General features: G+C 37.3%; 13 protein-coding genes and 1 riboswitch. Of the genes, 2 read left to right on the top strand and 11 right to left on the bottom strand.

Translation table 11 applies throughout. From position 1 onward, the window contains the following. The 8 genes from ACQ5H4_RS22185 to ACQ5H4_RS22150 form a co-directional block, all read right to left on the bottom strand. Nucleotides 1–526: DUF5317 family protein (locus ACQ5H4_RS22185; RefSeq protein WP_430777063.1), on the bottom strand; the 526-nt coding region annotated here is incomplete at its 3' end. 226 nt (nucleotides 527–752) lie between these two features. Beyond that, a complete protein-coding gene (locus ACQ5H4_RS22180; RefSeq protein WP_430777062.1) occupies nucleotides 753–1,064 on the bottom strand; it encodes an STAS domain-containing protein in 312 nt (103 codons plus the stop codon). A 21-nt stretch (nucleotides 1,065–1,085) separates the two neighbouring features. Continuing rightward, complete coding sequence (locus tag ACQ5H4_RS22175; protein ID WP_430777061.1) at nucleotides 1,086–3,134, bottom strand: flagellar assembly protein A; 2,049 nt, start codon at nucleotides 3,132–3,134, stop codon at nucleotides 1,086–1,088. Between the two features lie 13 nt (nucleotides 3,135–3,147). After that, the gene (locus ACQ5H4_RS22170) at nucleotides 3,148–3,996 is read right to left on the bottom strand and encodes a PP2C family protein-serine/threonine phosphatase (RefSeq protein WP_430777060.1); all 849 of its coding nucleotides are present in this window, start codon (nucleotides 3,994–3,996) and stop codon (nucleotides 3,148–3,150) included. Continuing rightward, complete coding sequence (locus ACQ5H4_RS22165; protein WP_430777059.1) at nucleotides 3,996–4,313, bottom strand: STAS domain-containing protein; 318 nt, start codon at nucleotides 4,311–4,313, stop codon at nucleotides 3,996–3,998. Before ACQ5H4_RS22165 ends, ACQ5H4_RS22170 begins: the two co-directional genes overlap by 1 nt. A 154-nt stretch (nucleotides 4,314–4,467) precedes the next feature. Next, nucleotides 4,468–4,554: riboswitch (cyclic di-GMP riboswitch) on the bottom strand. 60 nt (nucleotides 4,555–4,614) lie between these two features. Then, entirely contained in the window at nucleotides 4,615–5,394 is a 780-nt protein-coding gene (locus tag ACQ5H4_RS22160) for a putative bifunctional diguanylate cyclase/phosphodiesterase (protein ID WP_430777058.1), read from the bottom strand. A 61-nt stretch (nucleotides 5,395–5,455) separates the two neighbouring features. Beyond that, nucleotides 5,456–5,677 (bottom strand): Spo0E family sporulation regulatory protein-aspartic acid phosphatase, encoded by a 222-nt coding sequence (locus tag ACQ5H4_RS22155; RefSeq protein ID WP_430777064.1) that lies wholly within the window; start codon nucleotides 5,675–5,677, stop codon nucleotides 5,456–5,458. A gap of 111 nt (nucleotides 5,678–5,788) precedes the next feature. Beyond that, nucleotides 5,789–6,433, bottom strand: coding sequence for an FMN-dependent NADH-azoreductase (locus ACQ5H4_RS22150; protein WP_430777057.1), 645 nt, complete (start codon nucleotides 6,431–6,433; stop codon nucleotides 5,789–5,791). Between the two features lie 191 nt (nucleotides 6,434–6,624). Here ACQ5H4_RS22150 and ACQ5H4_RS22145 point away from each other — a divergent pair, with 191 nt between their 5' ends. Continuing rightward, complete coding sequence (locus ACQ5H4_RS22145) at nucleotides 6,625–6,966, top strand: winged helix-turn-helix transcriptional regulator (RefSeq protein WP_430777056.1); 342 nt, start codon at nucleotides 6,625–6,627, stop codon at nucleotides 6,964–6,966. A 48-nt stretch (nucleotides 6,967–7,014) separates the two neighbouring features. Here the strand turns inward: ACQ5H4_RS22145 and ACQ5H4_RS22140 are convergent, their stop codons facing one another. Both ACQ5H4_RS22140 and ACQ5H4_RS22135 read right to left on the bottom strand, forming a co-directional pair. Continuing rightward, complete coding sequence (locus tag ACQ5H4_RS22140; RefSeq protein WP_430777055.1) at nucleotides 7,015–7,698, bottom strand: helix-turn-helix domain-containing protein; 684 nt, start codon at nucleotides 7,696–7,698, stop codon at nucleotides 7,015–7,017. A gap of 280 nt (nucleotides 7,699–7,978) precedes the next feature. After that, on the bottom strand, nucleotides 7,979–11,437 hold the full coding sequence (locus ACQ5H4_RS22135; protein WP_430777054.1) for a glycoside hydrolase family 3 C-terminal domain-containing protein: 3,459 nt from the start codon (nucleotides 11,435–11,437) through the stop codon (nucleotides 7,979–7,981). 255 nt (nucleotides 11,438–11,692) lie between these two features. Between ACQ5H4_RS22135 and ACQ5H4_RS22130 the strand changes: the two genes are divergently transcribed. Then, entirely contained in the window at nucleotides 11,693–12,853 is a 1,161-nt protein-coding gene (locus ACQ5H4_RS22130; protein ID WP_430777053.1) for an MFS transporter, read from the top strand. A gap of 43 nt (nucleotides 12,854–12,896) precedes the next feature. Here ACQ5H4_RS22130 and ACQ5H4_RS22125 read toward each other — a convergent pair whose 3' ends face one another. Further along, entirely contained in the window at nucleotides 12,897–15,740 is a 2,844-nt protein-coding gene (locus tag ACQ5H4_RS22125) for an alpha-L-rhamnosidase (RefSeq protein ID WP_430777052.1), read from the bottom strand. Nucleotides 15,741–15,766 lie beyond the last annotated feature (26 nt).

Here is a 15,766-nt window from a genome sequence, read left to right as displayed (position 1 = left end):
CATTTTTTCTCACCTTTGTCTTTATCTTTGAGGAATTTTTATAAATAAGTAATATGATCCCTATTGCAACAAAGAGATCTCCAGGACTTAGTACGTATTTTATTACAGGTATCCAGTCGCCTAAAATCCAAAATTTTGTAGTCTCAGTCATCAATTGATGACGCGAATCTGTTTCAAATGATGTTACCTCTTGACCTGTTTGTTTAAGTGCATTTTCATCTACAGGCATTAATCCTTCATTTAATAGGAGTGCTAATAAATTTAAAATAGCCCCCGCTACGATCCAGATTACACCTGGGATTTTATAATTTATTATTAGTCCCACGATAATCCCAATAAATGTATATATAAGAATAGATTCAAATTTCTCCTTTGATTCTATTGCAATAATAGCTAAAGCAATTTGGACACCAAAACTAATTAAAATGACTAGAGGCCATTGAAATTTAACATTATTTATAAAAGTCAGAGGATTTCTCCCTTTTAAAAGTGTCAGTAAAATTGCTAATATAAGAATGTATTTCACTCCAACAACCTCCTTATAGTCAATTTAATTATTGGAAAGACTTAGAAGATTTTAATAAAACCCTCTAAGTCTCCAATGTTTTACCACCAAGGTCTACCGATTACTGCACCAAATGTAGCAGCGATTACAGCAGCAATTGTTAAAAATCTCGTTAATTTTGCTTTCATAGTTTTATTCACCTCCTTTCAAGGTATTTAATATCTCAAGCATTATTAGGAGTTGAAAACTAAACAAAAACCTTTTCCCCTAGAATTTCAGGTAATTGAAGAATTTCAAAAACCTCCATAACGTCTTTTCTTACATTTGAAATACTTACCTCTATATCTTTTTCTTGTAATGTTTGTACTACAGTTAAGAGGAGCCCCATACCCGAGGAATCTACAAAAGGGACATCAGTAAAAACTAGGTTAATATTTTTATACTTTTCCAAAGTAGGAATTAAATCCTCTTCAACCAGTTCTGTACTATCTATGTCTAAATCCCCTATGATATCTACTGTAAGTTTTTTTCCATCTGGACTAAGCTTAACTTCTATCATTCTGTTAACCCCCAATTTTCCTTACTTAAAAACTATTCTTCCCTCATGATCCAGAGAGGCCTGAATGTTATACCGAGTATCCTTAAATACAAATTTAGCCGAACCTATTTTTATTATTGTTCCTTCCATCGCTTTATTAATTTGGATTTTTTTGTCACTAGGAACCGATATAAGTGTTGATGAAGCGCTTTCCGCACCTGATTCATTCACTTCAACTCCCATTCTTCCATATACCTCTCCACCACGGATAATACCGGATATTTTCAATATGCCTCCAGCGTGTATTTTTGTATTTACACATCCTTGTCCAAAGACATGTATATCTCCACTACAATAAATTTTGCTATTGAGAGTATTCGGAATCGTTATATATGAATCTGGCTCCACAGGTGTATCAGCAAGTTCAATTAATCTCTTCATTTTCTTAGTTAGTAGCATTAAATCATCGAGTGAGGTTACTTCATTAGAAATTGATAAAAAATACCGAGATAAAGTTACACCTATCAATCTCCAATCTTCATTTTCTAAATACTTTTCTCCTATTCTTACAGCTTCAATATATTTTTTTACAACAGGAGGAAAGCTTTTGAATTTCTTCTCTAACAGGATACGGATTAATGGCTGTAACCCACCACTTTGTAGATCACTAGATTTAAATGCCGAAGTTTGATTTAATTGCTTAATAATGGTAATAATATTTTCCACATTCCTGTTGATAATCCCCAGCAGATGCCCTAATTCTGTTACAAGTAAATTATTTTTCCCTGCTGATACTTCCGATCCGATAATGGTTCCATTTGCTTGAATAGCTCCTGAGGAAATAAGGATTGCATTTGTGACTGTCTTTTGAACATATAAATCTCCTTCAGCCTCAACAATCATGTTATTTTCAACTTCACCAAATATTTCTACATCTCCAGAAAAGCGGATATTGCCACTTGATAAGTCAACATTCCCTTTATGTGTAAGTTTCTGGAATATTTTTACCCGAAGCAACTGACCTCTCCGTTCTATAAAAGGACGTCCTGATTGCGTTGCAACGATTTTGTTAGCCACTTTCACTACCCCTGTTCCAGCAATGAAAATAGTTGGATAAACTCGTTTCGGAGGAATGGGTTCATCTGTTACTGTATATCCTGGCTCTCCTGGTGTATGTTGATGTATGATTCCAATTACCTGTCCTCTCTCAACATTTGGAATTGTAATGGTTTCACGAAAATCCACCCTACCATCTTCTTTTTCCTTCGGCCCCTTCTGCATCTCTACATCGACTTTCAGTTCAACCCAACCATCAGTTCCTTCTTTAGGGGCAAGCCCCGAAGCAATCTCAAACGTTGAAGGAACCAATGCATCAATTGCTTTTTGAATTTGGCCTTTGTTAATCCCCTGTTTAACACCCATTTCTTCAAGTTTTTGCATAACCTCTGGAAAAGTTAGTGTATTATTTACCTCTTTTTTCTCAATAGCTGATACATCTAGATGATTATTTGGTTCAATATCTGGGATTGTCCGAATAATGCGATAACCTGGTTCTATAGATAACTGAGCTTTTAACTTTTGATTATCAAGTGTTACTTTCCATTTCGTTTCGGACTCAACATTTTCCCCTTCGATGTCGTATAGATCCAAATCAGAAATGACCGCCGTTTTCTCATTAACAAGTAAATTATTTCTATACAATTTAATTCCAGGTTGAATAGTAATTGTAGGAAAATGATTTGCTGATGCTTTGAAATTTATTCTTCCATTCGATATCCAAACCTTTCCTTGAAGTGGATCTAATTCAACCTGTTTCGTATGGTCTTCATATAATATGTTTTTCGAATTCTCTTCTTCTTCAAAACTTTCTTCTTCAATCATTTCATTTAAAAGATCTTCAATTTCAGGTGTGGAAGAAGTTAAAACCTTTGTTAACTTTACGACTGACTTTTTTGATCCTATGCCCAATATTCCTTTTGTGCCCTGCTCAATAATCTCAATATTTACTTTATCCCTCGTTGTATCTAGTATCTCAAGACCAACATGTATCGCTTCGTTTATGCTATTCCCTTTTGATAATATACTTTGCATGAAAGAATCCCTCCTAACCAATAACAGGGGAATTTAGGCTGGTAATATCAGCCTTTTGTTGGCTTATTTTTAATAAAACCATTGTGATATCATCTTTTTGAGGAACGCCCTCTGTAAATTGCTCTATTGATTTCATGACACATTTCTCAAGTTCTCCTACCCCTAGATCTTTGTTTTGTATCAATGTTTGAATTAGCCTTTCCAATTTATATCGTTCACCCGTATCATTTTGGGCTTCAATAATTCCATCTGTATAGAAAAAGATTGTATCTAATTCTTCAAGATATACATTATTTTCTTTATACACTTGATTTGGTAGTCCCCCAACCATAATTCCTTTTACATTTGGTAGTTCCTCAATATTATTGCTTTTCCCCTTAATATAAAGAGGGAGATTATGCCCCGCATTGGCGTACGTTAATATTCCTGTTTTAGGGTTCCAATCTGCACAAAAAAGAGTGACAAATGACTTTAATGTTCTTAGATCTTCATAGAGCGCTTGGTTCATAGCCGTTAATGTTTCACCAGGACCTTGAGTACTTTCAGCAGCACTCCGAAAAGCGCCTCTAGTTAATATCATTAACATGGCAGCCGGTATCCCTTTCCCCATTACATCACCGATAACAATCCGAATGTTTCCATTAACTAAAAGATAAAAATCATAATAATCACCACCGATTAGTCGAGCAGGAAGAGATGAACCTGATACTTCCCCACCTTCAAAGGTAGGAGTTTTTCCATTAAGAAGTTGAGACTGAATATTTCTTGCTAAATTTATTTCTCTTTGTAAAGACTTATCAAAGACATTTTGTTTGTCATCCGTTTTAGTAGGATAATTGTATGTGAGGCTATCAAAATACATTAAACAACCTCCCTTTGTATCGTATCTAAAATACGATACACTCCTACAGTTTCAAATATTTGGTGAGTTAGTTCATTCATTCCTAAAAGTTTAAGTTGAAAATTATTTTCCTGTGACAAATAAATAGAGTTTATTATTGAACCTATACCTGTAGAATCAATAAAATCTAAATCACTAAAGTCAAAAATTAAGGTATTGATACCCTGAGTTTCTTCTAGTAGTGGATCAATAACATTCGCAGTCGATATATCTAAAATCCCTTTAAATTTAAAAACAGTTGTTGTCCCCTGTTCTTCCTTTTCTATTACTAATCCCATTTTCTCTACCTCCTTATGAAGTATTTAATCTCTATAAGAGATAGACCCAAAGCATATTGTTTCTAACTTAATAGGTGCAAAAAAGCTCACCAAAAAGATTGGTGAGCTCTAATAGAATAGGGTAGACTGCCTCCTATCTTATTATTCCAACCCTTTCGGAAACCCGGCGATCATTGCTGAACCTAGCTTTAGACCCGTAGCTTTGCGTCCTTATTTTTCAATAAGTTTGCCATTATCGATGGTTTATTTATTAAGTATATCGTCGTCTTTTTGAATCATTTAAATGGTAAATCTAGGTTAATCATCTAGCAAAAGCAGGAATGTTCTTACCATTTGAAATAAAATTTACAAACTGCTTTTCTTCCAATGGTTTACTAAATAAGTAACCTTGAATAAAGTGACAATTCATTTTTTTTAACATTTCCCACTGTTCAATCGTTTCAACACCCTCCGCAACGACCTTTAAATTAAACCCTTTTGCCAGTAAATGAATGCATTCTACTATGATGGAATCTTCTTCGTTTTCTATTATATTTTTTATAAAAGACTTATCAATTTTTAAAAACTGAACCTTAAGCTTTTTCAGATGACTGATGGAAGTAAATCCTGTACCAAAATCGTCAATCGAAATAGATATTCCTAAATCTTTTAGCGAATCAATATTGGAGAAAACAGACGCATCCATCTCAAGCATGGAATTCTCTGTAATCTCTATTTCTAATAAACTAGGGCTTACTTGATATTTTTGTAAATATTTTAAAACTATTGGAATAAAATCCGCCCTCTTCAATGTTTTTGCAGATAGGTTAATGGAAATAGGGACTCTTTTAACTCCTGTTCCTTCCCATTTTATAAGCAAGCTGCAAACTTTTTGGAGAATCCATACACTCATTTCATCTATCAAACCGCTCTCTTCTGCCAAAGGGATAAATTCCATTGGAGAAATTACTCCCCATATAGGATGATTCCATCGGATAAGCGCTTCTGCTCCTTTAATTTCCCCTGTATATGTATCCACTCTCGGTTGATAGTTAAGGATGAATTCTTCTCTTACTAATGCTTTCTTTAAATCACTTTCCATTTCATAAAGCTAATATTCCTGGGAAATCCGGTCATTGTTATCAACTGTTTTTGGAATAGATTCAAACATGGTCACTGCACTTCCCCCAATTTATGATTTGGTCTGTTAGACATATGGCTGGAGAATGATCTATTTTATAGAATAAATTTATTAACACATCTAACTCTTGGCTGCAGGTAACAACTTTTTCATTTGTTAATTCTAGCTCAGAAGCTATTTCTAAAAGTAATTTCTTCTTTATGTCAATTTCTTCAAGCAACCTAACTTTTTTCCGTCCTATCATTGCCAATTATATGGACTTAATCATAATTCTCTAAAAGATATAGTAGGTTTTTCATATTTTAAGATATTAAAAAACCCTTGCGTTTTATCGCAAGGGCCTTACTTAATCTATTTATGCTTTGACTGCTAACTCAACTACACGGCGTGCAGATGCTTTTACTTCTTCTAAACCTGCAGCAATGATTTCTTGTGCTTTATCTGGCATCGCATTATGTCCTTCGATAATCACTTCATCAATGATTTGCATTCCAAACACTCCACCAAAAACATTACGCATATAGTTCACAGCCATTTCCATCGGTGCTGCTTCAGGCGCTGAATAAACCCCTCCGCGTGCATTTAGGAATATGGCCTTCTTTTCTGGCATTAAGCTTACTAGGTTACCAGAAGCATCATATTTAAATGCGAAGCCTGCTGCGTATACATAATCAATAAACGTTTGTAATTTTGCAGGGATCGTTAAATTCCATAACGGAAACGCAAACACAACAACATCTGCGCTTGAAAGTGCATCCATTGCTTTTTGTTTTGCAGCTAACAAACGTGATTCAACGTCAGTTAGTTCTCCACCATTTTGAACCTTACCAAATGCATCAAAAAGGTCTTGACCAAAATATGGTGTATCCTCTTCAAACACATCATAAGTAGTAACGTTTACGTCTTTCCCTTCTAACTCCGTCATAAACGTTTCGTACATCTTACTAGAAATCGCCTCAGAAGCAGGGCGGTTATTTGCTTTTACTACTAAAACATTCATTTACATTCTCTCCTTTATTGACTTCTTTGCCAGGCTAGTAACACTAACTAACCTAACTATAATTATTATAATCAGAGTCAAATGATTGTTAAGTACGCACTTAAAAGTGGTATAGTATCAAAATGTATACTATCACTTTAGCAATCACCTTCACATAGCCAGTTAATTTTTACCTAAAGGAGGAATTGAGATTGGAAATAAAGCCTGAATTATGTCGTGTCGACGATGCTTTAGGAATTTTAACGGGGAAATGGAAACCCATTATCTTATTACATCTTTTAACAAAAGGAACTCAACGATTTAGCGAGTTAAAGAGAAATATGCCTGGAATCACCCAGAAGATGCTAACTAATCAGTTACGTGATTTAGAAGAGGAAGACATTGTGCAACGTGTCGTTTATCCACAGGTTCCGCCAAAGGTGGAGTACTCCATAACGGATTATGGGAAAAGCTTAGAGCCCATATTAAGAGCCATGCATGATTGGGGTACGAAACACAATTTGCATAAGCAACAAAAAATGGTTAATGAATAATAATTTTTTTAGAGCTGTTACTATTGAACAGCTCTATTTATCTAGTTACTAGGCTTTTGATTGTCTATCTCGATACTTGCCGGGTGTCATTCCAACATGTTTTTTAAATAACACAGAGAAGTGGCGATAATTATAATAACCCACTTTTTCACTAACTTCGTTTACTTTCGCTCCATTCTTTAGCAATTTCTTTGCCTGTTCAATCCTCAATTTTGTGACGTACTTTATGTAGGACTCTCCCATTTGTTCCTTAAATAACACACTAAAATAGGTGCTACTCATGTTAGAATGCTCTGCCACTTCTTGAAGGCTAAGTTCTGTCTCGTAATTCAAATGAATAAAACGGAGGGCACGCTCAATGGCGATATGTTTAGGCTTAATCTGATTGTTCTTTACCCATTGCAAAATTTGATGCATCTGCTGTTGAAACCAATAGCATAGCTCTATCGTTGAGTGTAGATTGGCAACTTCCTGATGTGGCAAATATCCTTTATTCCAAAGACTTTCTTTAGCTACTTCCATACTTAGGTAAATAAGTCTTAGCATCTTCCCTTTTACTACTTCTGGGTCTAATTTCCGCTCTATCATGGAACAATTAAATTCCTCTATTTTTTGTAGAAACGCTTCACGATCAAGCATGCGGAGACTAAGTAGAAGTGACTGTTTTCTTTGAGTAAGTTCCTTTTCTGTCAATGCCTTACACTCAAGTTCAAAAATGGAAGCCTTAACCATTACATTCTTCAACTCCTTATCCATCAAATATTTACAGAGATTGAATATATACGGGTTAAATAGATTTCTAGATAGTCAAGTTTACGTTGGAGGACATCTACTAGATTGTTTATTGAAGAAGAACAGAAGGAGATAAAATTCACTTTTTCAGTACTTTCATTTTACTAAGTTTTATAATATTTTGAAAACGCTATCTTTTTGGTTGATGTCTGCTTTTTTTAGGTCATACTAAAAAAAGACCACAACCGTCTAATCGACTGGTTGTGACCCTTCTTGTGATTTATTTCTTTTTGGGTTTATCACCTTCAAAAGATAAACTATCAATTCGAAGATCTGGTGAATGGAATACGACATATACCGTGTTTTGACCCTTCGGCAATTTTCCTTTTAGATCAACAGTCACATCTGTGTATCCCAACTCGTTTACGGTCACCCCTGCATTCTCGATGGTGTATGTGTTCTTTTCTGTTTTCGGTACTTCAATTTCAGCAACAGGTTCGCTAGTAACAGAACCTGAATGCAAAGTAATTTTTCCTCCTGTCACATCGGAAGCAACACTAGCCGTTACTTGTTTTGAACCTGTTAGTACTACTTTTGGTAGAGCTACCCATGAACCATTTTGTTTCGATCGAACAGCATGATATTCTCCAACAACCTTTTCTGCTTTTAAACTTTCGGCTGTTCTTGCTTTGGAGACTTCATGATAAACAACTTCATTTGATGCAAAAGAGTGGTCGAACACATTAAATGGCTTATTTGTTGGTAAAGCCGCAAGTGATTCTCCATCAATGGCAATGGTACTTTCTGCTTTAACATCTTCAGAAGAAGATCCTATCATCAATACATAGTTTCCTTCCTCTACAAGGAAATCCCCGGCATTTACATCCCAAACAGCTAAATCTTTTGGATCGACCTTGAGTGTAACTTTCTTTGTCTCACCAGCTTGTAAGGATACCTTCTCAAAAGCCACGAGTTGCTTTTGAGGGGCATATTCCCCATAAGCAGATTTATTATTTTTTCCGTATAGCTGAACGACTTCAGAAGTATTTACCGTTCCTTCATTCTTCACTTGAACTGTTACTTCAAAAGGAGAACCATCAGAAGCCATCTTTGGTGCTTTAAAGTCACTATACGTAAAGTTACTATAAGATAGGCCGTAACCAAATGGGTATGTGACAGGAGCCTTTGTATACATGTAGGTTAATTCTTGTTCAATTGGATCGGCATTTGTCATATCCAACTTAAATCTTGGATCAATGTCAACCAATGCAATAGTTGTATTTCCTTCAGGAATAGAATACTTACTGATTTCTGGGAATGTAGACATATCTGCATACCATGTTGAAGAAAGTCGTCCCGTTGGAGCATAGTCCCCATATAATACTTGAGCTAATGCATGTGAATCGTACTGACCTCCATATGGTTGATAAACAATGGCTGAAACGTTCGGGTTATTTTGAATTGGCTCCATTCCGACCGGGAAGCTAGATTTTACAACCACAACTGTCTTTTTCCCTTCCGCAGCAAAAGCAGCCGATACTTTTTCAACCAATTCGTAATCTGCCTCTCCCATATTTAAGTCAGAGCGATCATTGCCTTCCCCCGCACTATGACGTGGAATAGCTCCTACAAATACAACAGCATAGTCATCCGTTTTCGCACGATTGACCGCTTCAACTCCTACTTCTTTTACGACTGTTTGTTCAAATTTCACATCATCATTTCGATTGGTTACATTTTCAGCATTTCCAATCGTTGATGCCGCAGTCTTCAATTTTCCATCAGAGCCAGTGGTAATCACTCGTCCGTTGGAATAATACCAATTCGTGAAATCACCTGAGAATCCAGTTCTGTATCCACTCGCCACAAGGGAAACCGTCTGATCTGCATTTTCCTCCAATCGGATGGTTGGTGGAATCGCACTTGTATTTCCTAACATTTGGGCAAGATCCCAGTCATTATTGGTTAAGTTTAATGCCGTTGGATTTGAATTTTCAACAGATGCATTAGCAGCTGTAGGTGACGTCACCCATTTTCCGTTTAATACTGAACGTAAGCTATACCCTTTTTGGCCCCAATCATACACTTCAAATAAATGAGCAGGGTTATTCACATCTAATGGTTCAGTTGTAGTTACAAGCTGAGAACCCTTTGTTACATCTGCTGCATTTTCGTCGGCTGTAACTGTCTGCCCATTCAGCTTTGATTTTAATGCAACCACTTCTATCGCCGGATCGTAGGAAACATTATTGGAACCATTCGCCTTGATAATGGCTAATAGTGGTGAGATTCCAGAGTTGTCTATATTCGGTGTCGTTCTTGCTGAGTATGTGGTTTTAAACCTTGAATCTGCATACACTCCAGAAACGGACGCCTTCTTGTTTTTCTCTAGTGGGAGTGCCCCATCATTCTTTAGAAGGACGATACTTTCTTGAGCAGCCCTTAATGCAACATCTTGATGTTCAGGATCACTATATGTAGCTAGTTCTTCCCTAACATCTTTCGCCTCTTGAGCAAACGGATAGTTCTTAGGAATTCCGTTCTCATCTACTTCATTAAAAATACCCCCTCGAACCATTTGATTCACATGCGGACGAGCTGCATCGATTAAATCCTCTTTTGTCACACCGTATTTCCCTGCTTCAACTGCATCAACTACAGCTGCCACATCGTCTAAAGCATTTTGAGGATTTGGCCCAGGACGACCGGCATTCGCATCAGCTAAAATCATTAAGATAGTTGCAGTCGTTCGATCCGTTGCATATTGCGTATCATAACCATTGCCTTGCGCATTTGCTCCAAAAACGTGGGCATCTCCATTAAAATCTGGAGAGCTGTAAACACCGTATTTAGAATGATTATTCGCATGAATTTGGTAAGGTGAAAGGATATTCGGAATTCCATTCGTACGTCCAAATGAAGTCATGACCCCTGCAACAGAACCAGAGCTTAGTGCTTTCAAAGGACTTTTTGTCTGATATTCGAAAATAGATCTAGCACCAGCACTATTATTAGCCGTTTGACGGAACCATTGTGCATTATATACGGAGTAATGCTTCGTCCCAACAGCGGCACGCATCCAAAATCCATCTTCACTCTTTTCCTGATCCGTCCCACTAAGACCTGCTGCCATATTATCAATCATCGTAGAAGCCATGTGAACATCTTCAGAAAACCCTTCGTCAAATCGACCGCTTAACGGATTAATTCGCATATCGCTCACAACCGTAAAGGCAACAGTCGCAGAAGGATCTGTTCCACCGTGTATATTCGACTCCCCTTGCTTCACTTTTAATGTACTAATTTTTTCACTTCCTACTACTTTACCAATGTCCGTAAGAAGTTCTTTATTCCAAGTTTGCCCCATTCCTACCAACGCAGGGAAATCCGTTGAAACCCCTTGAACATTATCTGCAGCTGATAGAGCACCAGGGATCACCTTGCCTTTATTGGCTCCACGCTGTAAGGTGTAATGGTTTCTTGAACCAGTTGCATAGACGGCCGGTCCTTCTAGACCTGTATATTCAAAATAAGCATCCACATATTCATCTAGATGGTCAGGGACACCATCAAACAATGGCATTCCATCAAATACACCACCAACCTGATTTTTAAATATGATTTTCTCTTCTGCTTTTTTCTCTGGAACTTTAAATCCAACGAGACTCGCGGTTAGCGAAGTAACAAGCAATACGGACAGTGATTTTCTCCCTATTCTAGAAAGACGGGATTTTTTCAACACAGCACTTCCTTTCAGGTTTTTTAAGCGCTTTCAATTATGGAGGGACCGGTCTCCTATAAAATTATCTTACTCCCTATCTACCATTCAGCGATAGAGAGCTATTTTTACGATTGTGTACACATTTTTAAGACAGGAGTAAAGTGGATTCATTTTAATTATCATCCTTGATAGGATTTTCCTAATTTTTACTCTGTCAAATGAACAGTATACTTAGAGTATGTCTTAGACCACAGTGACGTTTTTCAGATTGAGGTGATTGGGTTGGTTGTAAGAATTGTATTTATCATTACATTAGGGTTTCAGACGATTATTAATATGACAAGACCTGTCATCACGTTATATGCATCAGAGCTTGGAGCTTCTCCTCTTGAAATAGGTATCCTTACGGCAGCCTTTGCCTTATTTCCGCTCATTTTTGCGATTCAAGCCGGTAAATTAGCGGATAAACTTGGAGATCGCATTCCTGTTTTTATCGGGTTATTTTCCATTATTGTGGGGATGGCTATTCCATTTTCTTTCCCAAGCATGTGGGCCTTGTTTGTGAGCCAGTTTTTTGTAGGAATTGGTAGTGTATTTATCCCTGTTTCCTTACAAAATGTTCTTGGAAATAGTGCAACAAAGGAGAATCGTGATCACTACTTTAGTATGCTTGGCATGGCAGTTGCAACCGGTGCATTAATCGGGCCTATCATCGGTGGATTTGTTACGGAGCATATTTCATATTCGTTTTCTTTTCTTCTTTCCATTCTTATTGGAATCGTACCAGTGATTTTTACTTTTTTCCTGCCAGTCATGAAAAGGCAAGGTTCTGCAAATCATTATGGAATGCTTTCTTCTATTAAGCTATTACAAAATCCATTATTACAAAAAGCCTTATTTTCAAGTGCCCTAGTATTGTACTCAAGAGATATTTTTATTGCCTATTTTCCTTTGTATGCGAAAATCTTCCATATGTCCGACTCTACTATTGGAATCATTATAGCTGTCCAAGGATTAGCGATGATTGTTGTAAGGGTGTTTCTACCAAAATTAATTGAAGTAATCGGTAGAGACAGGGTTCTTCTTACTTCTATCATTGTTGCTGGAATCTCCTTTCTGCTAATGCCTTTTTCAGAGAATGTGATTTTTATGGGCATTTTGAGCTCCCTTATGGGGTTGGGCTTGGGTTGTGGTCAACCTCTCTCCATGACAACGACGTATAATGCTTCTCCTAAGTCAAGGACCGGAGAAGTTCTCGGGCTACGACTAACCACAAATCGCTTATCACAGCTGATTGCTCCTCTTTTATTTGGGGTAATCGGTGCCTCGGTTGGAATTATGTCTGTGTTTTTGGTTAGTGGGGTTTTCTTAGTTTCGGGGACCTTTTGGATTCGGCCGGAGAAAGTAAATTTATCAGAGGTAAAAGAAAATTAAAATGAAATAAGCAGACACTATATGTGGTCTGCTTATTCTTCATTTACTTATAACTCACTTTAACCTTACCTAATAACTCATCTAGTTCATCCAAGACTTCCTTAGGTAACGGTAAGAATGGTTTGTTTGCTACTTCTCTTAAAGACAAATGTCCCACTTTTCCTATCAAATCCTCAGGTAATTGAGATATCTGTGATGCCTTTTCTACTAAAATGTTTTTTGCCTCTTCGTTGTGGAGTAACTCGGTCAAGGCAAATTCTGTGCTGTAGCTTTCGATATAAGCTTTCGTTGGAGTATACCTTACTTCCCATACTCCGCTTTCCAGCTCTACCTGCACATTCTCATTCAATTGGTGTGCGGATAATCCAGTCTCACCTAATAATTGACCATTAATCTTTACGGTTTGTAGTAATGCATCTGGTAAGACAAGTGTGGCTGTTGCATTAAATGGAATTGTGAATGCAAAGTCCAGGTTTCCTTCCTCATCTATTGACCATTGGCTTTCATATAAACCAGAGGCAGAATTCAAACTAGCCTTTACCTGATTGATTCTGCTGTTTGGTTGTGGAGCTAATTGAATATGGCGGAATCCTGGCTGTTCTTCTACTGGATTGATACCAGCCATATTTCTAAACATCCATTCAACTATCGAACCGTATGCATAGTGATTTAGAGAATTCATATCGGTCCCACTTATTGTTCCATCCGGCAATACAGAATTCCAGCGCTCCCAAATGGTTGTTGCTCCCATTGTCACTGCATATAACCAACTTGGATAATCTTTATTTAGTAACAACGTATACGCTACGTCATTGCTTTCATTTTCAGATAATACTCTGCACAAATATGGAGTTCCCACAAAGCCCGTCTTTAAATGATTACCATCATTCTTTAACTTCGCACGTAAATCATTGGCGATTCTATCGGCAAACTCTTCAGGAACTAACTCCATAAATAATGCTACAATTAGTGCCGTTTGCGTATTTAATGCGAGTCGACCATTTCTTGTGAAGTACTCGTCCTGGATTGCGGTTCTTACCTCATTTGACAGGTTTTCGTATTCGTTCGACACATCCTCCATTCCAAGTACTTTCGCTGCTTTTGCGACTAAACCTGCGGAATAGCAATAATAAGCAGATGAGATAAAGCTCACCTCTGTTCCACCGGTAGGAAAATTAGGGTTTTCCCCGTCTAAAGCAAGCCAATCACCGAAATGGAAGCCTGTTGTACACAGTCTCTTTGAGCCTGATTCCTCATCTGCTCTTTTAATATAATCAACCCAAGCTTTCATGCTATCAAATTGTTGCTCTAATATGGCTTTATCACCATAATGAAGGTACACATTCCAAGGAATAATAGTAGCTGCATCACCCCAAGCACTTGAACCGCCACCATTAATATTTGTAGCTGGTACCACCATTGGAACCATGCCTGCTTTGTCTTCTTGTTCCTTCCAAAGATCATATCCATATTTGCTGAAAAAAGCATACGAATCCATATTAAAACAGGCCGTCCCTGAAAAGACTTGTGCATCCCCCGTCCAACCCATCCGTTCATCTCTTTGCGGACAATCGGTTGGCACATCTAAAAAGTTCCCTTTTTGTCCCCATAAGGCATTCAAAAATAATCGGTTCACTAATGGATTACTCGTTTCAATATGCCCTGTTTCATCCATATCTGAATACAAAACACAACCTGTAAAATCATCAGAATTCAATTCTCCCTGCCATCCCGACACTTTTACGTACCTGAAACCGTAGAAAGTGAAGTGTGGTCTAACAACCGTTTCTTCTCCATCGGATATATACGTAAACTTCGCTTGAGCTGTACGCAAATTTTCACGATAGAAATTACCTTCCTGAAGAAGCTCCCCATACTCTAACGTAATTTCTGAACCCTTAGGAGTCCTATTGTTAAATTGAATCCAACCCACCATGTTTTGCCCCATATCTAACACGGTCTCACCCGCAGGTGTGGAAATAATCTCGATTGGTTGAATCGTTTCCTTTATCACAACAGGTAAGCTTAATCTTGCTTTTAATCGTTCAAACCCTAAATCAATTTCTTGGACGGTATAGGTTGTACGATCATCAAAAGTGGCATCATACACCTCACCATCATAAATACTGCTTTCTAAAATATTACTTTTTCTCGCTGCCCAAGTGTTATCTGTAGATATAAGTTGACTTGTTCCATCTTTAAAGTAAAAGACCATTTCACATAGGAGAGCATACTTATCTCCATAGATTTCAGAGGTTCCTCCATCAAAACCAAATCTTCCTTTATAAAGACCACTTCCTAGCATCACTTCAACATTGTTTTGTCCTGTTTTAATATACTCTGTAATGTCATAGGTTTGATATTGCAGCCATTTATGATAAGCATTAAAATGGGGAGTTAAATATTCATTCCCGACCTTGTCACCGTTGATCTCCATTTCATATAAACCTAACCCACATACATATGCTCGAGCAGATTCAATTTCTTTTTCAATCATAAAATCTTTCATTAGTACAGGCTCTATACTCTTATCAAGCTCTGGTGTAATCCAACTTGCCTTCCACGGCTCCTCCCCCTTGGCTGTCTCAAACCAGGCAGGATCGCTAGTTGCCATATCCCCATTATCCGCCCATACGGTCACGCGCCAAAAATAGCGTGTATTCGGTTGTAGTTCGATTGGTAGTTCAAAAGCAAGACTGTCTATTTCTTCACTTTTCCCACTATCGAACACGATGTTAGAAAAATGAGGATCTAAAGCCACCTGAATTTGTGCAGCTGTTTGCTTTTTTGCTTCTGTTTCACAGGTGATAAAAGATAGTCTTGGTTTTCCTAGATCAAATCCCAAAGGGTTTGTTATACGGTTCGTTTTTAAATTTATGATTTTCATGTTAGAGTCTCCTTTTAACTAGTACT

This window comes from Bacillus coreaensis, assembly GCF_050586445.1.
Lineage (GTDB): Bacteria > Bacillota > Bacilli > Bacillales > Cytobacillaceae > Robertmurraya_A > Robertmurraya_A coreaensis.
Note: the sequence above shows the minus strand (reverse complement) of the source record. Positions and strands in the feature narration are given on the sequence as shown.

Bases quoted from the DNA above. Each gene is read 5' to 3' on its own strand.
- ACQ5H4_RS22165 (WP_430777059.1), bottom strand. From the start codon at position 4,313: ATGGGATTAGTAATAGAAAAGGAAGAACAGGGGACAACAACTGTTTTT.
- ACQ5H4_RS22125 (WP_430777052.1), bottom strand. From the start codon at position 15,740: ATGAAAATCATAAATTTAAAAACGAACCGTATAACAAACCCTTTGGGA.
- ACQ5H4_RS22175 (WP_430777061.1), bottom strand. From the start codon at position 3,134: ATGCAAAGTATATTATCAAAAGGGAATAGCATAAACGAAGCGATACAT.
- ACQ5H4_RS22150 (WP_430777057.1), bottom strand. From the start codon at position 6,433: ATGAATGTTTTAGTAGTAAAAGCAAATAACCGCCCTGCTTCTGAGGCG.
- ACQ5H4_RS22140 (WP_430777055.1), bottom strand. From the start codon at position 7,698: ATGGTTAAGGCTTCCATTTTTGAACTTGAGTGTAAGGCATTGACAGAA.
- ACQ5H4_RS22160 (WP_430777058.1), bottom strand. From the start codon at position 5,394: ATGGAAAGTGATTTAAAGAAAGCATTAGTAAGAGAAGAATTCATCCTT.
- ACQ5H4_RS22170 (WP_430777060.1), bottom strand. From the start codon at position 3,996: ATGTATTTTGATAGCCTCACATACAATTATCCTACTAAAACGGATGAC.
- ACQ5H4_RS22180 (WP_430777062.1), bottom strand. From the start codon at position 1,064: ATGATAGAAGTTAAGCTTAGTCCAGATGGAAAAAAACTTACAGTAGAT.
- ACQ5H4_RS22155 (WP_430777064.1), bottom strand. From the start codon at position 5,677: ATGATAGGACGGAAAAAAGTTAGGTTGCTTGAAGAAATTGACATAAAG.